This is a genomic window from Buttiauxella ferragutiae (assembly GCF_022637515.1).
In the GTDB taxonomy this organism is placed as follows: domain Bacteria; phylum Pseudomonadota; class Gammaproteobacteria; order Enterobacterales; family Enterobacteriaceae; genus Buttiauxella; species Buttiauxella ferragutiae.
The window spans coordinates 3070601-3094865 of sequence record NZ_CP093332.1 but is presented as its reverse complement, the minus strand read 5'-3'; the positions used below and the strand labels follow the sequence as shown (position 1 = coordinate 3094865).

Annotated in this window: 18 protein-coding genes, 2 tRNA genes and 1 other RNA gene; 14 read left to right on the top strand and 7 right to left on the bottom strand. The window is 49.9% G+C overall.

Annotated elements, in window-relative coordinates:
• Positions 1–97 precede the first annotated feature (97 nt).
• The 8 genes from narU to narI all read left to right on the top strand — a co-directional run bounded on the left by narU (position 98) and on the right by narI (position 11692).
• Complete coding sequence (gene narU, locus MNO13_RS14225) at positions 98–1492, top strand: nitrate/nitrite transporter NarU (RefSeq protein ID WP_064547357.1); 1395 nt, start codon at positions 98–100, stop codon at positions 1490–1492.
• A 195-nt stretch (positions 1493–1687) separates the two neighbouring features.
• Complete coding sequence (locus MNO13_RS14220; protein WP_064547355.1) at positions 1688–2395, top strand: GntR family transcriptional regulator; 708 nt, start codon at positions 1688–1690, stop codon at positions 2393–2395.
• 8 nt (positions 2396–2403) lie between these two features.
• Positions 2404–3378 (top strand): sugar phosphate isomerase/epimerase family protein, encoded by a 975-nt coding sequence (locus MNO13_RS14215; protein WP_241938922.1) that lies wholly within the window; start codon positions 2404–2406, stop codon positions 3376–3378.
• A 92-nt stretch (positions 3379–3470) separates the two neighbouring features.
• Positions 3471–4736 carry an MFS transporter gene (locus tag MNO13_RS14210; RefSeq protein WP_064547351.1) on the top strand — a complete coding sequence of 422 codons (1266 nt, stop codon included), beginning with the start codon at positions 3471–3473 and terminating at the stop codon, positions 4734–4736.
• Between the two features lie 299 nt (positions 4737–5035).
• On the top strand, positions 5036–8782 hold the full coding sequence (locus MNO13_RS14205) for a nitrate reductase subunit alpha (RefSeq protein WP_241938921.1): 3747 nt from the start codon (positions 5036–5038) through the stop codon (positions 8780–8782).
• Positions 8779–10314: a nitrate reductase subunit beta gene (narH, locus tag MNO13_RS14200; RefSeq protein WP_133523074.1), complete on the top strand. Its 1536-nt coding sequence runs from the start codon at positions 8779–8781 to the stop codon at positions 10312–10314. Before MNO13_RS14205 ends, narH begins: the two co-directional genes overlap by 4 nt.
• On the top strand, positions 10311–11012 hold the full coding sequence (gene narJ, locus MNO13_RS14195; RefSeq protein ID WP_133523073.1) for a nitrate reductase molybdenum cofactor assembly chaperone: 702 nt from the start codon (positions 10311–10313) through the stop codon (positions 11010–11012). Before narH ends, narJ begins: the two co-directional genes overlap by 4 nt.
• 2 nt (positions 11013–11014) lie before the next feature.
• A complete protein-coding gene (gene narI / locus MNO13_RS14190) occupies positions 11015–11692 on the top strand; it encodes a respiratory nitrate reductase subunit gamma (protein ID WP_064547343.1) in 678 nt (225 codons plus the stop codon).
• A 297-nt stretch (positions 11693–11989) separates the two neighbouring features.
• On the opposite strand, the gene MNO13_RS14185 is transcribed toward narI, so the two are convergent.
• From MNO13_RS14185 to MNO13_RS14165, 5 genes are all read right to left on the bottom strand, one after another.
• A non-coding RNA gene (locus MNO13_RS14185) (RtT sRNA) lies at positions 11990–12120 on the bottom strand.
• A gap of 44 nt (positions 12121–12164) precedes the next feature.
• Positions 12165–12249, bottom strand: a tRNA-Tyr gene (locus MNO13_RS14180).
• A 43-nt stretch (positions 12250–12292) separates the two neighbouring features.
• Positions 12293–12377 (bottom strand) — tRNA-Tyr (locus tag MNO13_RS14175).
• Positions 12378–12543: 166 nt separating this feature from the next.
• The gene (purU, locus tag MNO13_RS14170) at positions 12544–13386 is read right to left on the bottom strand and encodes a formyltetrahydrofolate deformylase (RefSeq protein ID WP_064547341.1); all 843 of its coding nucleotides are present in this window, start codon (positions 13384–13386) and stop codon (positions 12544–12546) included.
• Positions 13387–13439: 53 nt separating this feature from the next.
• Positions 13440–13898, bottom strand: coding sequence for a YchJ family protein (locus MNO13_RS14165; protein WP_064547339.1), 459 nt, complete (start codon positions 13896–13898; stop codon positions 13440–13442).
• 115 nt (positions 13899–14013) lie between these two features.
• Between MNO13_RS14165 and rssA the strand changes: the two genes are divergently transcribed.
• The 5 genes from rssA (at position 14014) to MNO13_RS14140 (ending at position 19526) form a co-directional block, all read left to right on the top strand.
• Positions 14014–14922, top strand: a complete 909-nt coding sequence (gene rssA, locus MNO13_RS14160; protein ID WP_064547337.1) for a patatin-like phospholipase RssA — start codon at positions 14014–14016, stop codon at positions 14920–14922.
• Positions 14923–15014: 92 nt separating this feature from the next.
• Positions 15015–16028, top strand: a complete 1014-nt coding sequence (gene rssB / locus MNO13_RS14155) for a two-component system response regulator RssB (RefSeq protein WP_064547335.1) — start codon at positions 15015–15017, stop codon at positions 16026–16028.
• Positions 16029–16227: 199 nt separating this feature from the next.
• A complete protein-coding gene (gene galU, locus MNO13_RS14150; RefSeq protein WP_064547333.1) occupies positions 16228–17136 on the top strand; it encodes a UTP--glucose-1-phosphate uridylyltransferase GalU in 909 nt (302 codons plus the stop codon).
• Positions 17137–17160: 24 nt separating this feature from the next.
• Positions 17161–18501, top strand: coding sequence for a UDP-glucose dehydrogenase family protein (locus tag MNO13_RS14145; RefSeq protein WP_064547332.1), 1341 nt, complete (start codon positions 17161–17163; stop codon positions 18499–18501).
• 14 nt (positions 18502–18515) lie between these two features.
• Entirely contained in the window at positions 18516–19526 is a 1011-nt protein-coding gene (locus tag MNO13_RS14140; RefSeq protein WP_064547330.1) for an NAD-dependent epimerase, read from the top strand.
• 144 nt (positions 19527–19670) lie between these two features.
• On the opposite strand, the gene hns is transcribed toward MNO13_RS14140, so the two are convergent.
• Positions 19671–20081 carry a histone-like nucleoid-structuring protein H-NS gene (hns, locus tag MNO13_RS14135; protein ID WP_034494985.1) on the bottom strand — a complete coding sequence of 137 codons (411 nt, stop codon included), beginning with the start codon at positions 20079–20081 and terminating at the stop codon, positions 19671–19673.
• A gap of 556 nt (positions 20082–20637) precedes the next feature.
• Here hns and tdk point away from each other — a divergent pair.
• On the top strand, positions 20638–21243 hold the full coding sequence (gene tdk, locus MNO13_RS14130; protein WP_064547328.1) for a thymidine kinase: 606 nt from the start codon (positions 20638–20640) through the stop codon (positions 21241–21243).
• A 122-nt stretch (positions 21244–21365) separates the two neighbouring features.
• On the opposite strand, the gene adhE is transcribed toward tdk, so the two are convergent.
• Positions 21366–24053, bottom strand: a complete 2688-nt coding sequence (gene adhE, locus MNO13_RS14125; protein ID WP_121815560.1) for a bifunctional acetaldehyde-CoA/alcohol dehydrogenase — start codon at positions 24051–24053, stop codon at positions 21366–21368.
• Positions 24054–24265 lie beyond the last annotated feature (212 nt).

Sequence of the window (24265 nt, the reverse complement as noted above, 5' to 3'; positions counted from 1 at the left end):
CGTTGTTTAGATGGTTTATCCCTTGATTCACATCAATTTCTATTCCTGATTAGCCCCTAATGTGGCGGCAATTACTCTCACTTTTTTTGAGGTGTTTATGTCCCAGTCTCCCGATAGTAGCCAAAAAACGGGATCGCTTATTACCGAGTGGCGACCAGAAGAACCGGCGTTTTGGCAAAGCAGGGGTCACGGCATTGCCAGCCGCAATTTATGGATTTCCGTACCTTGTTTGTTGTTAGCATTCTGCGTGTGGATGCTGTTTAGTGCGGTGGCGGTAAACCTGAATAAGGTGGGTTTCAACTTCACTACTGACCAGCTGTTTATGCTGACTGCGCTGCCGTCAGTTTCCGGGGCTTTGTTGCGCGTGCCTTACTCCTTTATGGTGCCGGTATTCGGTGGCCGCCGCTGGACGGCGTTCAGTACCGGGATTTTGATCATTCCTTGCGTGTGGTTAGGTTTCGCGGTGCAAAACCCAGCAACGCCATTTAGCGTGTTCATCATCATCGCGCTGCTTTGCGGTTTTGCGGGGGCAAACTTTGCCTCCAGCATGGCGAATATCAGCTTCTTCTTCCCGAAAGCAAAACAGGGTGGTGCACTGGGTATTAACGGCGGTCTGGGGAACCTGGGCGTGAGCGTGATGCAGCTTGTTGCGCCGCTGGTGATTTCGCTGTCGATGTTTGCAGTATTCGGTGGAACTGGCGTTGAGCAAGCGGATGGCACCATGCTGTTCCTCGAAAACGCCGCCTGGGTGTGGGTGCCATTGCTGGCGATTTTCACTCTCGCCGCGTGGTTTGGTATGCACGACCTCGCCACCTCGAAAGCCTCGTTGAAAGAACAGTTGCCGGTGCTTAAACGCGCGCACTTGTGGATCATGGGCGTACTCTATCTGGCGACTTTCGGTTCGTTTATCGGTTTTTCTGCCGGTTTTGCGATGCTGGCAAAAACCCAGTTCCCGGATGTCAACATTCTGCACTTCGCCTTCTTTGGCCCGCTGTTCGGTGCGCTGGCGCGTTCTGCGGGTGGCGCAATTTCCGACCGTTTTGGTGGCACCAAAGTGTCGCTGATTAACTTTGTATTTATGGCGATTTTCAGTGCGTTGCTGTTTACCACGCTGCCACACAATGGTGTCGGCGGTAACTTTATCGCCTTCTTCGGGGTATTCCTGATGTTGTTCCTGACGGCGGGTTTGGGGAGCGGTTCCACCTTCCAGATGATCTCCGTTATCTTCCGTAAGTTGACCATGGATCGTGTGAAAGCGCAGGGCGGCACTGAAGAAAGAGCGTTGCGCGAAGCGGCAACCGATACGGCGGCGGCACTGGGCTTTATCTCGGCGATTGGTGCTGTTGGCGGCTTCTTTATCCCGAAAGCATTTGGTACATCCCTTGCTCTAACCGGTTCTCCGGCGGGGGCAATGAAAGTTTTCCTGGTGTTCTACATTGTTTGTGTGGTGATTACCTGGGCCGTTTATGGCCGCAAATCATCGCGTAAATAGTCCATTTTTAACCATTTGGTTATCCCTTGCGCGGCTTCGGTCGCGCTTTTTTTTGCCTGAAATACCCCCCTGATCCTGCCTTATTCTGAGAGAAACCTCACATTTAGAATAACTACTACCCCTGGTACCATTGTCACTTTCGCAGGCAAAGAGTACCTTTGCCGTAAATCTGGTTTAAACCAAATGGGTTAAAGCATGAAAAGCCGTTCCACAGTAGAAGCCGCAAAAGAGATGCTCAACGACTGGCTGAGCAAAGGTGTGGTACAGCCGGGCAGTAAATTACCTTCTGAACGTGAACTGGAAGAGTTACTGGGCATCAAGCGCATGACACTGCGGCAGGCGCTGTTGTTTCTCGAAGGGGAAGAAAAGATCTTCCGTAAAGATCGTCGCGGCTGGTTCGTTGCCTTACCGTGTTTCAAATACACCCCGAACACGTCCACCAGTTTTAAGCAGGCCGCACTTGAACAGGGCCGTTTGCCATCCTGGGGATTCCTGGAGAAAGAGCGTGTTTATAGTGCTGAGCCGGAAATTTTGGCGTTGTTGAACGTCAAAGAGGGTGATGAAATCTACCAGATTTGTGGATGGGGAGCTCTTGATAATCATAAAGTTTTCTATCATGAAACCTTTATCAATGCGCAGTTTGCACCCGGTTTTATCGACAAATTAGGCGACCGTTCATTTGTTGATGTGTGGCAAGAAGCCTTCGGCAAAAGCTCGCACACGCAGCACTTAGCGTTTAAACCAACACGGCTTTCGGCGGGCGCCTGCAAAGGTATGGGCGGCACGCCCGGTACACCGGCTATCCGTGTTGAAAAATACCGTGCCGACGAAGCCGGGCACGTTATTCAGGTTGATATTGAATATTGGCGTTTTGAATCTGTAGAGTTTTATATCGATTTATAGGAGTTACCATGGATAGCATCCAAGCTACAAAAATTGTCGAGCGCGCCGCAAATCTGCCGCTTTATCTGCATGCCTATGCGTTTCATTTAAACATGCGTATGGAGAAGATCCTGCCGGAAGATTTGCTGGATATTGCCAGCCAACAGCAACTGAAAGGGGTGAAGATTCATGTTGTTGATGGTGAAAGCCAGTCGCTAAGGCATGCCAGCGGTGAGCGGCTCGAGCGTTTTGCGGCGAAAGCGCGCCAGCTAGGGCTGGATGTGCATATCGAAACCAGTGCATCGGATGCGCGGACGATTGATGAAGCGGTCAATATTGCGCTGAAATCGGGTGCCACGTCAGTGCGGTTTTACCCTCGCTATGAAGGTTCGTTGTCTGAGGTAATGGACATTATTGCGAAGGATATTCAGTACATTAAAGCGCAATACCAACACTGCGGCCTGACCTTTACCCTTGAGCAACACGAAGATCTGCAAAGTCACGAATTGGTGCAACTGGTGCAACAGGCCGACTTCCCGCAGCTTTCCCTGCTGTTTGATTTTGCCAACATGATTAATGCCAATGAAGAGCCACTTGAAGCGTTGGCGGTGATGGGAAAAGAAACCACCCAGGTACATATCAAAGATGCGCTGATTAATCACGAAGGTACCGGACGCGGACATACCGCATGTATTTCCGGGCAAGGCGAATTGCCGTTTAAAGAGTTGCTGCTGCAATTAATCTGTTTGGGTGAGGATAAACCCCAGGTCACGGCATTCGGTCTGGAAGAAGAAGTGGATTATTACGCGCCCGCATTTCGTTTTACCGATGAAGACAGCAACCCATGGATCCCATTACGTGAGATGAGTGAAACTCCTTTACCCACATCGGGGCTGGCTGAAAGGCTGAATAAAGAAATTGATGATGCAATGAATCAAATAAGTCATGTCCGCAATATTGTTGCTGACTTGAATAAAGATGCGCTAGCTGTTTTAAATAAATAATTAGAATCATTTAAAGCCAAGTTTCTCACATTGTGTGAGATGGCTATATTCTCAAAAATAATAAATACCGCTAATTCAGGGTGGGGTGTCTTATGCTAACTAAAAAAAGATGGACTATATTTAGTCTTTTGGTTCTGTGCGGTGGAACAATATATAAATTGCCTTCATTGAAAGATGCATTTTATGTTCCTATGCAGGAGTATTTTCATCTCACCAACGGTGAAATTGGTAACGCGATGTCGGTCAACTCGATTGTCACGACGATTGGTTTCTTCCTGTCTATTTATTTTTCTGACCGTCTGCCACGCCGGTTTACCATGTCGTTTTCACTGATCGCCACCGGTCTGTTAGGTATTTACTTATCCACCATGCCGGGCTATTGGGGGATACTGTTTGTTTGGGCGCTGTTTGGTGTGACCTGCGACATGCTCAACTGGCCGGTGCTACTAAAGTCCGTCAGTTTACTCGGTGACAACACCCAGCAAGGGCGCTTGTTTGGCTTCTTCGAAACCGGACGTGGCATTGTTGATACTATTATTGCCTTCAGTGCACTGGCAGTGTTTACCTGGTTCGGTAGCGACTACTTTGGTTTTAGAGCGGCTATTATATTCTATTCCGCTATCGCGATTGTCGTCGGCGTGGTCATTATGTTTGTGCTGAAAGAAAGCCCGGAAGAACAAGTGGTGAAGCAAGAATGTTCTGAGGAAAAAGCAGATAAACCAGGTATGGGTAGCGTATTAAAAAATAAGACCGTTTGGTTAATTGCTTTCAGCGTATTCTTTGTGTATGCGGTGTATTGCGGCCTGACTTTCTTTATTCCATTCTTAAGAAATATCTACGCATTACCGATTGCCCTGGTGGGTGCTTACGGGATTATTAACCAATATTGCCTGAAAATGGTCGGTGGCCCAATTGGCGGTTTAATTGCCGATAAAGTTTTAAAATCACCAAGCAAGTATCTGTTCTATACCTTTATTGTTAGTGCCATTGCATTAGTCGGCCTGATTTTATTACCACATGAACATATGCCTGTTTATTTGGGTATGGCTTGTACATTGCTGTTTGGCGCAGTGATCTTTACCCAACGTGCCGTGTTCTTTGCCCCTATCGGCGAGGCGGGCATCAGTGAAAAGAACACCGGTGCGGCGATGGCGCTGGGCAGCTTTATTGGTTATGCCCCAGCGATGTTCTGCTACAGCCTGTATGGTTATATTCTGGACCACAACGCTGGGCTTATCGGCTACCAGATTGTGTTTGGTTTGATGGCGGTATTCGCTTGCGCAGGGATTATCGTTTCTGGCCTGCTGATGAGAAACATCCGTGCGACTCGCCAGTCTGAACTTGTCGAATCTGTCTGATGAATATTTGGGGCTTGCCTTGCTGCAAGCCCCAGTGATTACCCCTTAATACCCAGCCTCTCAATTTTCAACTCCTTTTTAGCCGTAAATACCGATAAATAATCTTTTTTATTAATGACTTACTTTCTGTTTGGCGCTTGCCACTTTGGTGGTATATCGGCTGTTCTTGCCTGGAAACTGCTCAACCCCAGTTGATCCTCATCAATTCTCCCCACCTATGCGCGGGTTACCGTGCCAGCAGTCTTAGCAATGTCGACCTTACCAGAAGAGCCTCCAGGCTCCACATCAGGAGAACCCCGATGAGCAAATTTCTTGACCGGTTTCGTTACTTCAAACAGAAGGGCGAAACTTTTGCCGATGGACATGGCCAACTGCTCGATACCAACCGTGATTGGGAAGAAGGTTATCGCCAGCGTTGGCAGCACGACAAAGTGGTTCGCTCCACTCACGGTGTAAACTGCACAGGCTCCTGTAGCTGGAAGATCTACGTCAAAAGCGGCCTGGTGACCTGGGAAACTCAGCAAACCGACTACCCGCGTACCCGCCCTGATATGCCAAACCATGAGCCACGCGGCTGCCCACGCGGTGCAAGCTACTCCTGGTATCTCTACAGCGCCAACCGCCTGAAATATCCTTTGATGCGCAAGCGCCTGATCAAACTGTGGCGTGAAGCCAAAACCCTTCATGCTGACCCGGTCGACGCCTGGGCTTCCATCATCAACGACGCGGAAAAAGCCAAAAGCTATAAACAAGCCCGTGGTCGCGGTGGTTTTGTGCGCTCTAGCTGGCAGGAGGTGAATGAGCTGATTGCTGCCGCCAACGTCTTTACTGCCAAAACCTTCGGCCCTGACCGTATCGCGGGTTTCTCACCGATTCCAGCGATGTCGATGGTTTCGTACGCTTCTGGCGCGCGCTATCTTTCACTGATTGGCGGCACCTGTCTGAGCTTCTACGACTGGTACTGCGATTTGCCACCGGCTTCGCCAATGACCTGGGGCGAGCAAACGGACGTGCCGGAATCGGCCGACTGGTACAACTCCAGCTACATTATCGCCTGGGGTTCTAACGTCCCGCAGACGCGTACACCTGATGCCCACTTCTTTACCGAAGTGCGTTACAAAGGCACCAAAACTGTGGCGGTGACGCCGGATTACGCCGAAATCGCCAAACTGTGCGACCAGTGGCTGGCACCAAAACAAGGCACTGATGCCGCGATGGCACTGGCAATGGGCCACGTGATGCTGCGTGAGTTCCACCTCGATAACCCGAGCCAGTATTTCACCGATTACGTGCGCCGCTATACCGACATGCCAATGCTGGTGATGCTCGAGGAGCGTGACGGCTTCTACGCAGCAGGCCGTATGCTGCGCGCATCTGACCTGGTGGATGGCCTCGGCCAGGAAAATAACCCGCAGTGGAAAACCGTGGCCATCGATAGCCAGAACGGCGAACTGCTGGCACCGAATGGTTCGATTGGTTACCGCTGGGGCGAGAAGGGCAAGTGGAACCTTGAGCAGCGCGATGGCACCAGCGGTGAAGAAGCTGAACTGCGCCTGAGCCTGTTGGGTAGCCACGACGAAGTGGCGGATGTCGGTTTCCCATACTTTGGTGGTGAAAGCACCGAACACTTCAGCAACGTGAAGCTCGATAACGTACTGATGCACAAACTGCCGGTTAAACGACTTCAACTGGCTGATGGTTCAAGCGCGTTAGTGACCACCGTTTATGACCTGACGCTGGCCAACTATGGCCTCGATCGTGGTCTGGACGACTCGAATTGCGCAGCAAGCTATGACGATGTTAAAGCGTATACCCCAGCGTGGGCTGAGCAAATCACCGGCGTTTCTCGCCAGAACATTATCCGCATCGCACGTGAGTTTGCTGACAACGCAGATAAAACCCATGGCCGCTCGATGATTATCGTCGGTGCCGGGATGAACCACTGGTTCCACATGGACATGAACTACCGTGGCCTGATCAACATGCTGATCTTCTGCGGTTGCGTCGGCCAAAGCGGTGGCGGCTGGGCACACTACGTTGGCCAGGAAAAACTGCGCCCACAAACCGGCTGGACTCCGCTGGCGTTCGCCCTCGACTGGCAGCGCCCACCGCGCCATATGAACAGCACGTCATTCTTCTACAACCATTCCAGCCAGTGGCGCTATGAATCGTTGACCGCAGAAGAACTGCTCTCTCCGCTGGCAGATAAATCCCGTTATAGCGGCCATTTGATTGACTTCAACGTGCGTGCTGAACGCATGGGCTGGTTGCCGTCAGCACCTCAGCTCAACACTAACCCGCTGCATATTGCACAGCAGGCGAAAGCGGCAGGCATGAGCCCGGCGGATTACACCGTTCAGCAGCTGAAAAGTGGCGATATTCGTTTTGCCGCCGAGCAACCGGATGCCGGCAATAACCATCCGCGCAACTTGTTCGTCTGGCGTTCAAACCTGCTGGGTTCTTCCGGTAAGGGCCACGAGTACATGCTCAAATACCTGCTGGGTACCGAAAACGGTATTCAGGGCAAAGACCTCGGTAAAGAAGGCGGCGTGATGCCGGAAGAAGTCGAGTGGGTGGATAACGGCCTCGATGGAAAACTGGATCTGGTTGTAACGCTGGACTTCCGTTTGTCGAGCACCTGTTTGTATTCCGATATCGTGCTGCCAACGGCCACCTGGTATGAGAAAGACGATATGAATACTTCGGATATGCATCCGTTTATTCACCCGCTTTCTGCAGCCGTTGACCCAGCCTGGGATTCAAAAAGCGACTGGGAAATCTATAAAGCCATCGCTAAGAAATTCTCTGAAGTGTGTGTCGGCCATTTGGGCAAAGAAACCGACGTGGTAACGCTGCCAATTCAGCATGATTCCGCAGCAGAACTGGCGCAGCCGTTTGGCGTGATGGACTGGAAAAAAGGTGAATGCGACCTGATTCCAGGTAAAACCGCACCGCATCTGGTGACGGTTGAACGCGATTACCCGGCGACCTACGAGCGTTTCACCTCGGTTGGTCCGTTGATGGAAACCATCGGCAACGGCGGGAAAGGTATCGCGTGGAACACGCAGTCTGAAATGGATCTGCTGCGTAAGCTCAATTACACCAAAACGGAAGGCCCGGCAAAAGGCCAGCCGATGATCAACACGGCTATCGACGCCGCAGAAATGATCCTCACCCTGGCACCCGAAACCAACGGCCAGGTAGCCGTGAAAGCCTGGGCGGCGCTCAGTGAATTTACCGGTCGTGACCATACGCATCTGGCGCTCAATAAAGAAGATGAAAAGATTCGCTTCCGCGATATTCAGGCACAGCCGCGCAAAATTATCTCCAGCCCAACCTGGTCGGGCCTGGAAGATGAACACGTTTCTTACAGCGCTGGTTACACCAACGTTCACGAGCTGATTCCATGGCGCACCCTGTCTGGCCGCCAGCAGCTGTATCAGGATCACCAGTGGATGCGTGATTTTGGCGAAAGCCTGCTGGTGTACCGTCCGCCGATTGATACCCGCTCCGTCAAAGGCGTGATGGGTAAAAAATCCAACGGTAATCCGGAGAAAGCGCTGAACTTCCTGACGCCGCACCAGAAATGGGGCATTCACTCAACTTATAGCGACAACTTGCTGATGCTGACGCTGTCACGCGGCGGGCCGATTGTCTGGATGAGTGAAATCGACGCCAAAGATTTGGGCATCGAAGATAACGACTGGATTGAAGTGTTCAACAAAAACGGTGCGCTGACGGCGCGTGCAGTGGTCAGCCAGCGTGTGCCTGAAGGCATGACCATGATGTATCACGCGCAGGAACGCATTGTGAACTTGCCTGGTTCTGAAATTACCGGCCAGCGTGGCGGGATTCATAACTCGGTCACCCGTATTAGCCCGAAACCGACGCACATGATTGGCGGTTACGCGCAACTGGCTTACGGCTTTAACTACTACGGCACCGTCGGTTCCAATCGTGATGAGTTCGTGGTGGTGCGCAAGATGAAAGACATTAACTGGTTAGACGGTGAAGGCAACGACCAGAAACAGGAGAGCGTAAAATGAAAATTCGTTCACAAGTCGGCATGGTGCTGAATCTTGATAAGTGCATCGGCTGTCACACCTGTTCTGTGACCTGCAAAAACGTCTGGACCAGCCGCGAAGGGATGGAGTACGCGTGGTTTAACAACGTCGAAACCAAACCGGGGATTGGCTACCCGAACGACTGGGAAAACCAGGAAAAATGGAAGGGCGGTTGGATCCGTAAAATCAACGGCAAACTGCAACCACGCATGGGTAACCGCGCCATGTTGCTGGGTAAAATCTTTGCTAACCCGCATCTGCCGGGCATCGACGATTATTACGAGCCGTTTGATTACGACTATCAGCATCTGCATAACGCACCGGAAGGCAAGCACCAGCCGATTGCGCGCCCGCGCTCGCTGATTACCGGCCAGCGGATGAATAAAATCGAAGCGGGCCCGAACTGGGAAGAGATCCTCGGTGGCGAATTTGAAAAACGCGCCAAAGATCAGAACTTCCAGAACATGCAGAAGGCGATGTACGGCCAGTTCGAAAACACCTTCATGATGTATTTGCCGCGCTTGTGCGAACACTGCCTGAATCCAGCCTGTGTCGCGACTTGCCCAAGCGGGGCGATTTATAAGCGTGAAGAAGACGGCATTGTGCTGATTGACCAGGACAAATGCCGCGGCTGGCGGATGTGTATCACCGGTTGCCCGTACAAAAAGATCTACTTCAACTGGAAAACCGGCAAATCAGAGAAGTGCATTTTCTGTTATCCGCGTATTGAAGCGGGGATGCCGACAGTCTGTTCGGAAACCTGTGTGGGACGTATTCGTTACCTCGGCGTGGTGTTGTATGACGCCGATGCCATTGAACAGGCCGCCAGTACCGAGAACGAAAAAGATCTCTACGAGCGCCAGTTGAGTATTTTCCTCAACCCGAACGACCCGGCGGTTATCGAACAGGCGCTGAAAGATGGCGTGCCGCAGAGTGTGATTGATGCCGCGCAGCAGTCGCCAGTGTACAAAATGGCGATCGACTGGAAGCTGGCGCTGCCGCTGCATCCGGAATATCGCACGCTGCCGATGGTTTGGTATGTGCCGCCGTTGTCGCCAATTCAGTCTGCGGCTGACGCGGGTGAACTGCCGCATACCGGCATTCTGCCTGACGTTGAAAGCCTGCGTATTCCTGTTGAATACTTGGCGAACTTGCTGACGGCGGGCGACACCGCGCCGGTGCTGCGTGCGCTGAAACGCATGATGGCGATGCGCCATTACAAACGTGCTGAAACGGTCGAAGGCGTTATCGATACCCGTGCACTGGAAGAAGTTGGGCTGACGCAAGCGCAGGCGCAGGAAATGTATCGCTACCTGGCGATTGCTAACTACGAAGATCGTTTCGTGGTGCCATCAAGCCACCGCGAGCTGGCGGCGGATGCGTTCCCTGAAAGCAAAGGCTGCGGCTTCAGTTTTGGCGACGGTTGCCACGGTTCTGATAGCAAATTCAACCTGTTCAACAGCAAACGTATCGACGCGATTGATGTGTCGAGCAAAACGGAGCCAAAACCATGATTGAGCTGCTGATCATTTCCCGTTTGCTTGAGTACCCGGATGATGCTCTTTGGCAGCATCAACAAGAGCTACGCGATGCTTTAGCCGAGGGCGAGGCGCTTAATTTGCAACAGGCTGCTCAACTCAACGGCTTTATTACGACGCTGTGCAGCCGTGATTTGCTGGATGCGCAGGCCAGTTACAGCCAGCTGTTTGACCGTGGGCGCGCCACTTCATTGCTGTTGTTTGAACATGTTCACGGCGAATCTCGTGACCGTGGCCAGGCGATGGTCAACCTGATGAACCAGTATCAGCAGGCGGGTATGGAAATTGACAGCCGTGAGCTGCCGGACCATCTGCCGCTGTATCTGGAATATCTGTCGCAGCGGGAAGAAAGCGAGGCGCGTGGCGGTTTGCAGGATGTGGCGCCGATTCTGGCTCTGCTGGCAGCACGCCTGAAACAGCGTGAAAGCGATTATGCGGCGCTGTTTGATGTGCTGTTGGCTATCTCGCAAAGCGATGTGGCGGTGGAAAGCGTTAGCCAGCAAATCGTTGATGAAGCACGTGATGATACGCCGCAAGCACTGGACGCCGTCTGGGAAGAAGAACAGGTGAAATTTGTGGCTGACGCAGGGTGCGGCGAGTCTGAAATCAGCAGCCATCAGCGTCGTTTTGCCGGGGCTGTCGCTCCGCAGTATCTGAATATCGGAGGACAGTAATCATGCAATTTCTCAATGTGTTCTTCTACGACATCTATCCGTACATTTGCGGCACGGTATTCCTGCTCGGCAGTTGGTTGCGTTACGACTACGGCCAGTACACCTGGAAAGCCGGTTCCAGTCAGATGCTGGATCGCAAAGGGATGAACCTGGCGTCCAACCTGTTCCATATCGGGATTCTGGGGATTTTCGCTGGTCACTTACTGGGGATGTTAACGCCGCACTGGATGTATGAGTCTTTCCTGCCTATCGATGTGAAGCAGAAAATGGCGATGATTGCCGGTGGTGCATGTGGCGTGATGACGCTGGTGGGTGGTTTGTTGCTGCTTAAACGTCGTCTGTTTAACCCGCGGATTCGTGCGACATCAACGACGGCGGATATACTGATCCTTAGCCTATTGATGATTCAGTGCGCACTGGGCTTGTTGACCATTCCATTCTCTGCCCAACATATGGATGGCAGCGAGATGATGAAACTGGTCGGCTGGGCGCAGGCAGTGGTGACGTTCCAGGGCGGTGCATCTGAGCACCTTGATGGCGTGGCGTTTATCTTCCGCGTGCATTTGGTATTGGGTATGACGCTGTTCCTGTTATTCCCATTCACCCGTCTGGTGCATGTATGGAGCGCGCCGGTGGAGTATTTGACGCGTAAGTATCAGGTGGTTCGCGCTCGTCGCTAAGTTTTGTTGTTTAATTTGAAGATACCTGGCTTAGGCCGGGTATTTTTTTGTGCTTTTGTTGGCGTGGCTGTGTCGGATGACGCTGCGCTTATCCGACCTACGGTTCGGTTTTGGTTTTGGTTTTGTAGTGGCTGTGTCGGATGACGTTGCGCTTATCCGACCTACGGTTCGGTTTTGATTTTGGTTTTGAATTTTGGTTTTGAATTTTGGTTTTGTAGGTTGGATAAGCGAAGCGTCATCCAACAAGAAGTGCTGAGTATGTTGCGATTTGGATAATTTAGGAAGGTACTAAAGAGATGGTGGCGGGGGAAGGATGACTCGACGCTTTGCGTCTCACCCTTCGGGTCGTTGCCTGCGGCAACGCTTTCTCGCTTTGCTCGAATCGAACCTTAGTCGAAGCTTCTCATCCTTCCCCAACGGGAATATGAAAATTTGTGCGATTTGGATAAGTTCGGGAGTTATTACTAAGAGATGGTGGCGGGGGAAGGATTCGAACCTTCGAAGTCGATGACGGCAGATTTACAGTCTGCTCCCTTTGGCCGCTCGGGAACCCCGCCAGGGGTGTTTGCTATTACAGGCCGTGCTTTTGAAGCTTGATGATGGTGGCGGGGGAAGGATTCGAACCTTCGAAGTCGATGACGGCAGATTTACAGTCTGCTCCCTTTGGCCGCTCGGGAACCCCGCCAGGGGTATTACATTTTGTTGGCTTTCTTGCTCGCGTCCTTTGTCTGGAAGCGGGGCGCATCATATCAAATGAAGCGCCGCTGTAAAGCATTCACTGTAAGAAAATGAATCGTTTGCCGTTTTTTTACACGTAACGTTGTAAAGCTAAACAATTCATACGCCAACAGCTAGAGAATGATGGTGCGATTGCCATAAACAAACACGCGTTGCGCCAGTACCTGGTATAACGCGCGGCTTAAAACGTTTTTCTCAACATCACGCCCGGCGCGCATCATATCTTCTGCGGTGTAGGTGTGATCGACGTGAATTACATCCTGCATGATGATTGGGCCTTCATCCAGATTGTCATTCACATAGTGCGCGGTGGCACCGATGATCTTCACGCCACGTTCGTATGCCTGGTGATAAGGACGAGCGCCGATAAACGCTGGCAGGAACGAATGGTGGATATTGATAATCTGGTTCGGGAAGCGTGAAACAAATTCTGGCGTCAATACGCGCATATATTTTGCGAGTACCACGTAATCCGGTTTGTGCGCTTCAATGGCATCTGCCATCTGCTTATCGTGATCTTCACGAGTCAGCCCTTCATGGCTCACCAACTCAAACGGAATATCAAAACGTTCTACCAGAGTGCGCAGCGTTTCGTGATTGCCGATAACCGCGGCAATTTCGACATCCAGGCCACCGTAGTTGGCTTTCATTAATAGATCGCCCAGGCAGTGCGCTTCTTTGGTCACCAGAATGACAACGCGGCGACGGCCAGCAGGCGTTAACTCACGCACCGAACCTTCAGGCAATGCGCTATCTAAATCGGCCAACAGAGTGTTGTCGTTGAAAATACCTTCAAGCTCGGTACGCATAAAGAAGCGACCGGTGCGATGGTCAACAAACTCATTGTTCTGAACAATGTTCAGCTCGTGTTTGTAACAAATATTGGTGATCTTGGCGATTAACCCTTTTGCGTCAGGGCAGATGGTGCGTAGTACTTTTCGTTGTAATGCTTGCATCGCTTGGTAAGTCCTGTTGTGCGTGTATTTGCTTCAATGTCTGCCACGGCTCGTTATCGGCCACAGCACTTTTTAAATTTTTTCCCGGAGCCGCAAGGGCAGGGGTCATTACGGCCAAACTGTGGGCGCATCCCATCAGCATAGTACCACTGACCGTTTTCCTTTAAGAAACGCGAACGTTCGATGATGGCACTTTCTACGCCTTGCTCTTCAAAACGCGCCACGAAAGCGACGAAACCTTCGTTCTCATCACGTCCGTCAGCGGTTTCATACACCGTCAAACCCAGCCAATGTGTCGTTGCAAAACTACCCGAAATATCGCTTTTCAGTGTCGGGCTGCGTGTCTGCGGATACCAGCTTGTTACCAAATAATCTGCTTCCTGCATCACATAGGCGGTATAACGTGAGCGCATAAGCTGTGACGGGGTTGGCGCATACCGGTCTGCGCGTAGGTAAGGCTGGCAACATAAGCTATACTCCAGACCGCTACCACATGGGCAAAGTTGCGACACAGCATCTCCTTGGTTACAAAAAAAGAGTCGGCGTAAATACGCGGGGTTGATATGTTAACTGAGCAGTGGCGACTTCGTCACGGATGATATACCGGGGAACAAAGACCGAGGCGGAATGAGACAGGTAAAGATCGGCCTGGCGTTAGGGTCGGGAGCAGCAAAAGGATGGGCGCATATTGGTGTCATTAATGCGTTAAAACGTGCAGGCATTCAGATTGATATCGTTGCAGGTTGCTCCGTAGGGGCACTGGTCGGTGCCGCTTATGCCAGTAATCGCTTGCCTATGATGGAACGCTGGGTGCGCTCGTTCGGCTATTGGGATGTTCTGCGACTGATGGATCTTTCCTGGCGCCGTGGCGGTTTGTTGCGTGGCGAAAGAGTGTTCAATAACATTCGCAAGATAATCACCGAAGAAAATATTGAAGACTGCGCGCTGCGCTTCGGTTCCGTTGCCACCAATTTAAGTACTGGCCGCGAGCTATGGTTCACGGATGGTGATCTGCATCAGGCGGTTCGTGCGTCTTGTAGCATGCCAGGGTTGTTGTCGCCTGTTGGATACAACGGTTATTGGTTGGTGGATGGTGCGGTGGTCAACCCTGTGCCAGTGTCGCTAACCCGAGCGTTAGGGGCCGATATCGTTATCGCAGTCGATCTACAGCACGACGCGCATCTGATGCAGCAAGATTTACTTTCCGTCAATATGACGACGCCCTTGGCAGACAACCAGGTGCAACCTGATAGCTGGCGTGGGCGGTTGCGTGAGCAACTGGGTAAAATCACCACCCGACGAGCCAGTACTACGCCAACGGCGATGGAAATCATGACCACTTCCATTCAAGTGTTGGAAAACCGCCTGAAACGCAACCGTATGGCGGGCGACCCACCAGATATTTTGCTGCAACCTTTCTGCCCGCAGATTTCAACTCTGGATTTCCACCGTGCCGCTGAGGCGATCAGTGCCGGGAGCCTGGCGGTTGAAAAAAAGATAGATGAGTTGCTGCCACTGGTTCGTACCCATGAATGAATTTTCTGATTTACATGACTTCTGGCAATTCTGACAGGCGACCAAGGCCATACCATGCCACTATTTAATTATTGCCAGTCAGGGGAGCGCACATGACACAGCCACTCGATGGAAAGCTCATCCTCATTGTTGAGGATGAGCCCGTTTTCCGCTCTTTGCTGGATAATTACCTTACCTCTTTAGGGGCGATAATTACGGTTGCCACAGATGGCATTGATGCGCTGGAGAAAATGAGCCATTTAGCCCCTGATTTGTTGATTTGCGATCTGGCTATGCCGCGCATGAACGGGCTAAAACTGGTAGAGCATTTGCGTAATGAAGGGATTCAAACGCCGATACTGGTCATTTCGGCCACCGAAAATATGTCAGATATCGCCAAAGCATTACGCTTTGGTGTGCAGGATGTCTTGCTCAAACCGATTAAAGATCTCAACCGCCTGCGTGAAACGGTGTTCGCCTGCCTCTATCCCAACATGTTCAATTCTCGTGTCGAAGAAGAAGAGCGATTATTTAAAGACTGGGACGCGCTGGTTAGCGACCCGCAGGCAGCATCCAAATTATTGCAAGAGTTGCAACCTCCCGTGCAACAAGTGATGTCGCACTGCCGCATCAATTACCGTCAACTGATCACCCTTAATCAGCCTGGGCTTGTGCTGGATATCGCGCCGCTTTCAGAAAACGATCTGGCATTTTATTGTCTTGATGTGACCCGCGCCGGGGATAACGGTGTGTTAGCCGCGTTGTTATTACGCGCGTTATTTAATGGCTTACTGCAAGAGCATCTTTCCCAGCAACGCCAGCGCTTACCAGAGTTAGGGAATTTACTTAAACAAGTGAACCAGTTATTACGCCAGGCGAATTTGACCGGCCAATTCCCGTTGATGGTGGGCTATTATCATAGCGAGCTCAAGAATCTGATTTTGGTCTCGGCGGGGCTGAATGCCACCTTAAATACCGGCGAGCATCAAATCCAGGTCAGCAACGGTGTGCCGTTAGGAACCCTGGGCAATACTTACCTCAACCAAATCAGCCAGCGCTGCGAATCCTGGCAGTGCCAGGTTTGGGGTACGGGCGGGCGATTACGCCTGATGTTGTCTGCGGAATGAGCATCTGGACGACTGAAAACATTTAGTTTTTCTCCCCTGACAGCGTGGGTGTTAATATCGCAATTAACTCATTCGTATTTATCTTAAATTACCAACGCATCGGGTAAACAGCCGTAGATTTCATTTTTAAGCTGATATACTCGAGGCGTTTTTTAATTGACTTGCAAGTGAAAACTTGAACAGTCCAGGAGATTTTTCAATGGCTGCCCTTAATTCAAAAGTAAGAAAAGCAGTAATCCCTGTCGCGGGATTAGGCACGCGTATGTTACCGGCTACTAAGGCTATTCCTAAAGAGATGTTGCCTTTGGTTGATAAACCTTTAATTCAGTATGTGGTCAACGAATGTATCGCCGCAGGTATTACTGAAATTGTTCTGGTGACTCACTCTTCGAAAAACTCCATCGAAAACCATTTCGATACCAGTTTCGAACTGGAAGCGATGCTGGAAAAACGCGTTAAGCGCCAGTTGTTGGAAGAAGTTCAGGCTATCTGCCCTCCACATGTCACGATTATGCAGGTTCGACAGGGTCTGGCAAAAGGCCTTGGTCACGCCGTGTTGTGTGCTCACCCGGTTGTGGGTGATGAGCCAGTTGCGGTAATCCTGCCTGATGTGATCCTTGATGAGTTCGAATCTGATCTTTCCCAGGATAACCTGGCTGAAATGATCAAACGTTTTGATGCTACAGGCCACAGCCAAATCATGGTTGAGCCCGTAGAAGATGTGACGGCTTATGGTGTTGTTGACTGCAAAGGCGTTGAATTGAACGCAGGCGATAGCGTGCCAATGGTGGGTATCGTTGAGAAGCCGAAAGCAAATGTTGCGCCATCCAATCTTGCTGTAGTGGGGCGTTATGTCCTGACGGCAGATATCTGGCCGCTGCTGTCCAAAACGCCTCCGGGTGCTGGCGATGAAATTCAGCTGACTGACTCCATCGCTATGTTGATGGAAAAACAGACTGTTGAAGCCTACCACATGAAAGGCGTTAGCCATGACTGCGGTAATAAACTCGGCTACATGCAGGCGTTTGTGGAATACGGTATCCGTCATAGTTCTCTGGGGCCAGATTTTAAAGCCTGGTTAGAAGAGATTGTTGGCGCGAAAAAGTAATTCATTTCAACGCAGGATAGAAAGATGAAAGTTACTGTATTTGGTATCGGCTATGTTGGACTTGTGCAGGCTGCGGTGCTTGCAGAAGTCGGTCACGAAGTGATGTGCATAGATGTCGATGCGAAGAAAGTTGAAAATCTGAAAAACGGCGTGATCCCGATTTTTGAACCTGGCTTAACGCCACTGGTTAAGAAAAACTATGAAGAAGGCCGTTTGCAGTTCAGCACCGATGCTGAAATGGGTGTTCATCATGGTGAAATGCAATTTATTGCTGTTGGCACGCCGCCTGATGAAGACGGCTCTGCTGACCTGAAATATGTCACTGCTGTGGCGCGTACCATCGCGCAGCACATGACTTCCCATAAAGTTGTGCTCGATAAGTCTACCGTTCCAGTCGGAACCGCAGACAGAGTGCGCAGCGTAATGGAAGAAACGCTGAAAGCGCGTGGCGTAGAAATTCCATTCGATGTAGTTTCTAACCCTGAATTCCTGAAGGAAGGTGCCGCAGTTTCTGACTGTATGCGCCCTGAGCGTATTGTTATCGGTACTGATAACGATGATGTGGTCGATTTATTGCGTGAACTGTATGAACCGTTCAACCGCAATCATGACCGTATGATCCTGATGGATATCCGTAGCGCCGAGTTGACCAAGTACGCAGCCAACTGCATGCTGGCGACTAAAATCAGCTTTATGAACGAAATCTCTAACCTGGCAGAACGTCTGGGTGCGGATATCGAGAAAGTGCGTATGGGTATCGGTTCTGACTCACGCATCGGTTACAGCTTTATCTATCCTGGCTGTGGTTATGGTGGTTCCTGCTTCCCTAAAGATGTGCAGGCACTGATTCGTACTGCTCAGCAGATTGGCTATACACCACGTATTCTGCAAGCAGTCGAAGAGGTAAACCACGACCAGAAGTTAAAACTCCCTGAGTTTATTTCTCGTCACTTTGGTGAAGACCTGAAAGGCAAGACCTTCGCGCTGTGGGGGCTCTCTTTCAAACCGAATACTGACGATATGCGTGAAGCCTCAAGCCGCGTCCTGATGGAAGCGCTTTGGGAACGCGGTGCTCAGGTGCAGGCGTATGACCCGGAAGCAATGGATGAAACCCAGCGCATTTACGGACATCGTTCAGACCTGAAATTGATGGGTACCAAAGAAGCTGCATTACAAGATGCAGATGCTCTGGTTATTTGTACAGAGTGGCAAAGTTTCCGTGCACCTGATTTCGATGCAATTAAGAAATCACTAAAGCAACCGGTTATCTTTGACGGCCGTAACCTGTATGATCCTGAGAGACTCAGCAAGCGCGGCTTTGTTTATTATGCAATCGGCCGCGGAGCGTCCATCAATATTGCATAATAAATGAGGGTTGTATGAAATTTCTGGTTACCGGCGCCGCAGGCTTTATTGGATTCCATGTTAGTGAACGTCTGCTCAACGCCGGTCACCAGGTTATCGGTATCGATAACCTGAACGACTATTATGACGTCAATCTCAAACAAGCTCGTCTTGATCGCCTTGCTCCTCATTCATCATTCCGTTTCGAAAAAATTGACCTCGCCGATCGTAATGGTATGGCGCAATTATTTGCCACTGAGAAATTCGATCGTGTGATTCATCTTGCTGCGCAAGCTGGTGTTCGTTATTCAATCGATAACCCTCACGCTTATGCGGATTCAAATCTGGTAGGGCATTTAAATGTGCTCGAAGGTTGCCGCCATAATAAAGTCGGGCATCTGTTATATGCGTCTTCAAGCTCAGTATATGGCCTGAATCGTAAACTCCCGTTCTCCACGGATGACAGTGTCGATCATCCAATTTCTTTATATGCGGCAACTAAAAAAGCCAACGAGTTGATGTCACATACCTACTCGCACTTATATGGATTGCCAACGACGGGTTTGCGTTTCTTTACCGTTTATGGTCCGTGGGGGCGCCCGGATATGGCGTTATTTAAATTTACTCGTGCGATTGTCGAAGGGAAGAGTATTGATGTTTACAATCACGGACAAATGCGTCGTGATTTTACTTATATCGATGATATTGCTGAGGCGATTGTGCGTTTACAGGACGTCATTCCACAAGCTGATGCACAATGGACGGTAGAAGAGGGAACTCCAGCAACTAGCTCAGCGCCGTATCGTGTATATAACATCGGTAATAGCAACCCAGTGACGCTGATGGATTATATTACGGCCCTGGAAACCTCACTGGGTAAAGTTGCGCACAAGAACATGCTTCCTATGCAGCCTGGTGATGTACTGGAGACCAGTGCGGATACACAGGCGCTGTATGATGTTATCGGCTTCAAGCCTCAGACATCAGTAAACGATGGCGTACAGAACTTTGTAGACTGGTATAAGGCATTCTATAAAGTCAGCTGACACTGTGATTAGTTTGTAAAATGAAAAAGGAAGCTCAGGCTTCCTTTTTTGTGGATACTGTTTTCGGCATAATTTAAAAAAACATTACACACAAATAAAAATCCCGCCGAAGCGGGATTTAATAAGCAGCACTAAAAGCGAAAATTAGGCAATCAGGAAGTCTTCCAGTTTCTTGCCTTGTTCTTCCATTGCTTTTTTGATTACTGCTGGAGTACGGCCCTGGCCAGTCCAGGTTTTGCTTTCGCCGTTTTCGTCGATGTACTGATATTTAGCTGGGCGCGCAGCGCGTTTTGCTTTGCCTGCAGATTTAACAGCAGCCATGCTATTCAGTAATTCGTTAGGATCAATGCCGTCAGCGATCAGCATTTCACGGTATTGTTGCAGTTTACGAGTACGCTCTTCAATTTCTGCAGCAGCAGCATTATCTTCTTCGCGACGTTCGTTAACAACAACTTCTAATTTTTCCAGCATTTCTTCCAGCGTTTCCAGAGTACATTCTCTAGCTTGTGCACGAAGAGTACGGATGTTGTTCAGAATTTTAAGTGCTTCGCTCATTTTAGTAATCTCAATCTTATATTGATGGTTGGCTTGATGGGCTAATAATAGAGGCTTAAATTAACTTCTGCAATAGGCGGGAATGTAAGGAATTCAAAATTCCATAATATTTTGTCGATTTATAAAAGAACATTAACTTAAATTTTGCTTCATACGGCGGGAAAACAAAACGTGGATAACTCACTTTTTCAACAACAACCCTGATAGTAACAGGGGTTGTTGAGGCTCTAAATTGAGGTGTGACCGCATTAATGGTGAAATATCAACCTTTGGTATTATTGTCCAAAACAGTGGATATTCTTAATAGATAATTATTATTAGGGATTCAATGAGTTCCATCGTATAGCAATGAAAATGCTGAAAACTCCGTAAGTTAAGTGCAGCGTGACGAACTTCAAACATCAGGTGCATAACAACCATTTTGCTCTACTACTTATATATCAGAAGAACAATACAGAATTTTTTCTTACAAACCTCAGGCAACGATAACTCTGTAACGGCTTATGATATAATCCGTGTTAATAATATTTACATTTTAACTCAGGCTAGCTGACCAATGGCACAACTCTACTTTTACTATTCCGCAATGAATGCGGGTAAATCCACGGCATTACTGCAATCCTCATACAACTATCAAGAGCGCGGGATGCGTACGCTGGTGTATACCGCAGAAATTGACAACCGGTTTGGCTCTGGGAAGGTGAGTTCACGTATTGGATTATCGTCGCCCGCTAAGCTCTACAATGGCTCAACCCAATTATTCAATGAAATAAGTGAAGAGCATCAGCGTGATGCCGTGCATTGTGTTCTGGTGGATGAATGCCAGTTCCTGACACGCGATCAAGTACTAGCGTTATCAGACGTGGTGGATGAATTAGATATTCCCGTACTGTGTTATGGATTACGTACTGATTTTCAGGGCGAATTATTTGGCGGAAGCCGCTATTTATTAGCGTGGTCAGATAAGCTAGTAGAATTAAAAACTATTTGTTTCTGTGGTCGTAAAGCCAGTATGGTGTTGCGACTTGATCAGGAAGGCCGTCCATATAACCAGGGTGAGCAAGTGGTTATTGGTGGCAATGAACGTTATGTGTCGGTTTGCCGCAAGCATTATAAAGAAGCGCTACAAAAAGGCTCTCTGCAGGGCATCCAGAGCGCATAAAAAATAAAAGCGAGGGGAAGGCTAGTCTTTCCCGCTGGTCTTCGTGAAGGGCTGTACATTGCGAATTTGAAAAGCAGACATAAAAAAACCCGCCGAGGCGGGTTTTTTATTAGGCTTTACAATTAAGCGGTTTTCTTCGCTTTCTTGTCAGCTTTAGCTGCTGGAGCAGCTTCTTTTGCAGTCGATGCTGGCACGCTACCTTCTTCTACATAATCACGACCGTAGAAGGTATCCATCAGAATCTGTTTCAGTTCAGAGATCAGTGGGTAACGCGGGTTAGCACCGGTACACTGGTCATCGAACGCATCTTCAGACAGTTTATCAACGTGAGCCAGGAAGTCAGCTTCCTGAACGCCTGCTTCGCGGATGGACTTAGGAATACCCAGTTCAGCCTTGATGCTTTCCAGCCATGCCAGCAGTTTTTCGATCTTAGCAGCAGTACGGTCGCCCGGTGCGCTCAGACCCAAGTGGTCTGCGATTTCAGCATAACGACGACGCGCTTGTGGGCGGTCATACTGGCTGAATGCAGTCTGCTTGGTTGGGTTGTCATTCGCGTTATAGCGGATAACGTTGGAAATCAACAGGGCGTTCGCCAGACCGTGAGGAATGTGGAACTGTGAACCCAGTTTGTGCGCCATTGAGTGGCACACACCCAGGAAGGCGTTAGCAAACGCGATACCGGCGATGGTCGCAGCGTTGTGTACACGCTCACGAGCAACTGGGTTTTTAGCGCCTTCGTTGTAAGATGCTGGCAGGTTTTCTTTCAGCAGTTTCAGTGCTTGCAGAGCCTGACCGTCAGAGAATTCGCTAGCCAGTACGGAAACGTAAGCTTCCAGTGCGTGAGTCACGGCATCCAAACCACCGAAAGCACACAGGGACTTAGGCATATCCATCACCAGGTTGGCATCAACAATTGCCATATCTGGAGTCAGAGCGTAGTCCGCCAGCGGGTATTTCTGACCAGTTGCATCATCAGTTACAACCGCAAACGGGGTCACTTCTGAACCAGTACCGGAAGTGGTGGTAACCGCGATCATTTTCGCTTTTACGCCCATTTTCGGGAACTTGTAGATACGCTTACGGATGTCCATGAAGCGCAGCGCCAGTTCTTCGAAGTGAGTTTCTGGGTGCTCGTACATAACCCACATGATTTTCGCAGCATCCATCGGTGAACCGCCGCCCAGCGCGATGATCACGTCTGGTTTGAAGGAGTTCGCCAGCTCTGCACCTTTACGTACCACGGTCAGAGTTGGATCCGCTTCTACTTCGAAGAATACTTCAGTTTCAACGCCAGCTGCTTTCAGAACAGAAGTGATCTGGTCTGCATAGCCGTTATTGAACAGGAAACGGTCGGTAACGATCATCGCACGTTTGTGACCATCAGTAATCACTTCGTCCAGCGCGATTGGCAGAGAGCCGCGGCGGAAGTAGATAGATTTCGGAAGTTTATGCCACAACATGTTCTCAGCTCGCTTAGCAACGGTTTTCTTGTTGATCAGGTGCTTAGGACCCACGTTCTCAGAGATGGAGTTACCACCCCATGAGCCACAACCCAGAGTCAGGGAAGGCGCGAGTTTGAAGTTGTACAGGTCACCGATACCACCCTGTGAAGCAGGGGTGTTGATCAGGATACGTGCAGTTTTCATTTTGTCGCCGAAGTGCTTAACGCGCTCTGGCTGGTTGTCCTGGTCTGTGTACAGGCAAGAGGTGTGGCCGATGCCGCCCATCTCAACCAGTTTCTCAGCTTTAACAACAGCGTCTTCGAAGCTCTTAGCACGATACATAGCCAGAGTTGGAGACAGTTTTTCGTGAGCGAATGGCTCCGAATCGTCAACAACGCTAACTTCACCAATCAGGATCTTGGTGTCAGCCGGTACAGTGAAGCCTGCCAGTTCAGCAATTTTAGTTGCTGGCTGACCAACGATAGCGGCGTTCAGTGCGCCGTTTTTCAGGATGATGTCCTGAACAGCTTTCAGCTCTTTACCCTGCAGCATGTAGCCGCCGTGGGATGCAAAACGTTCGCGTACTGCATTGTATGCAGAGTCAACAACGATAACTGATTGCTCGGAAGCACAGATTACGCCGTTATCGAAGGTTTTAGACATCAGGATAGAAGCAACAACACGTTTGATGTCGGCAGTTTCGTCAACAACAACAGGGGTGTTACCTGCGCCAACACCGATTGCTGGTTTACCGGAGCTATATGCTGCTTTAACCATGCCTGGACCACCGGTTGCCAGAATCATGTTGATATCTGGGTGGTGCATCAGAGCGTTAGACAGTTCGACAGATGGCTGGTCAATCCAACCAATCAGATCTTTAGGTGCACCAGCAGCGATAGCAGCTTGCAGAACGATGTCTGCGGCTTTATTGGTCGCGTCTTTTGCACGTGGGTGTGGAGAGAAGATGATCGCGTTACGAGTCTTCAGGCTGATCAGAGATTTAAAGATAGCCGTTGAAGTTGGGTTAGTCGTTGGCACGATACCGCAGATGATACCGATTGGCTCAGCGATAGTGATAGTCCCGAAGGTGTGGTCTTCATCCAACACACCGCAGGTTTTCTCATCTTTATAGGCGTTGTAGATATACTCAGAAGCAAAGTGGTTTTTGATCACTTTATCTTCAACAATACCCATGCCAGATTCGGCAACGGCTAGTTTCGCGAGAGGGATTCGAGCATCAGCGGCAGCCAGAGCGGCGGCGCGGAAGATTTTATCAACTTGCTCTTGAGTAAAGTTGGCATATTCACGCTGGGCTTTCTTGACGCGCTCTACAAGTGCGTTAAGTTCAGCGACATTAGTTACAGCCATAATGCTCTCCTGATAATGTTTAAACTCTTTTAGTAAATGAGCTGCTCGAGTCGACAGTATAGTCAGCGGGCAACAGCTTGCGTAGAAGAGGGCCACGACTATCCAAAAACTTCCCAAAACATCTTGCTGATTTACTAAAAGAGCCTTATCGAAAAAACCTATTCATGGTCTGAATCATACGCTCTTCAGATGTTTCCAAGAGTACTCACTTC

Excerpts from the sequence above, each read along its gene's own strand:
- narH (WP_133523074.1), top strand. The coding sequence starts at position 8,779 with ATGAAAATTCGTTCACAAGTCGGCATGGTGCTGAATCTTGATAAGTGC.
- rssA (WP_064547337.1), top strand. The coding sequence starts at position 14,014 with ATGAGACAGGTAAAGATCGGCCTGGCGTTAGGGTCGGGAGCAGCAAAA.
- MNO13_RS14210 (WP_064547351.1), top strand. The coding sequence starts at position 3,471 with ATGCTAACTAAAAAAAGATGGACTATATTTAGTCTTTTGGTTCTGTGC.
- MNO13_RS14205 (WP_241938921.1), top strand. The coding sequence starts at position 5,036 with ATGAGCAAATTTCTTGACCGGTTTCGTTACTTCAAACAGAAGGGCGAA.
- adhE (WP_121815560.1), bottom strand. The coding sequence starts at position 24,053 with ATGGCTGTAACTAATGTCGCTGAACTTAACGCACTTGTAGAGCGCGTC.
- rssB (WP_064547335.1), top strand. The coding sequence starts at position 15,015 with ATGACACAGCCACTCGATGGAAAGCTCATCCTCATTGTTGAGGATGAG.
- tdk (WP_064547328.1), top strand. The coding sequence starts at position 20,638 with ATGGCACAACTCTACTTTTACTATTCCGCAATGAATGCGGGTAAATCC.
- MNO13_RS14145 (WP_064547332.1), top strand. The coding sequence starts at position 17,161 with ATGAAAGTTACTGTATTTGGTATCGGCTATGTTGGACTTGTGCAGGCT.
- narJ (WP_133523073.1), top strand. The coding sequence starts at position 10,311 with ATGATTGAGCTGCTGATCATTTCCCGTTTGCTTGAGTACCCGGATGAT.
- MNO13_RS14215 (WP_241938922.1), top strand. The coding sequence starts at position 2,404 with ATGGATAGCATCCAAGCTACAAAAATTGTCGAGCGCGCCGCAAATCTG.
- MNO13_RS14140 (WP_064547330.1), top strand. The coding sequence starts at position 18,516 with ATGAAATTTCTGGTTACCGGCGCCGCAGGCTTTATTGGATTCCATGTT.
- narI (WP_064547343.1), top strand. The coding sequence starts at position 11,015 with ATGCAATTTCTCAATGTGTTCTTCTACGACATCTATCCGTACATTTGC.
- narU (WP_064547357.1), top strand. The coding sequence starts at position 98 with ATGTCCCAGTCTCCCGATAGTAGCCAAAAAACGGGATCGCTTATTACC.
- galU (WP_064547333.1), top strand. The coding sequence starts at position 16,228 with ATGGCTGCCCTTAATTCAAAAGTAAGAAAAGCAGTAATCCCTGTCGCG.
- hns (WP_034494985.1), bottom strand. The coding sequence starts at position 20,081 with ATGAGCGAAGCACTTAAAATTCTGAACAACATCCGTACTCTTCGTGCA.
- MNO13_RS14220 (WP_064547355.1), top strand. The coding sequence starts at position 1,688 with ATGAAAAGCCGTTCCACAGTAGAAGCCGCAAAAGAGATGCTCAACGAC.
- purU (WP_064547341.1), bottom strand. The coding sequence starts at position 13,386 with ATGCAAGCATTACAACGAAAAGTACTACGCACCATCTGCCCTGACGCA.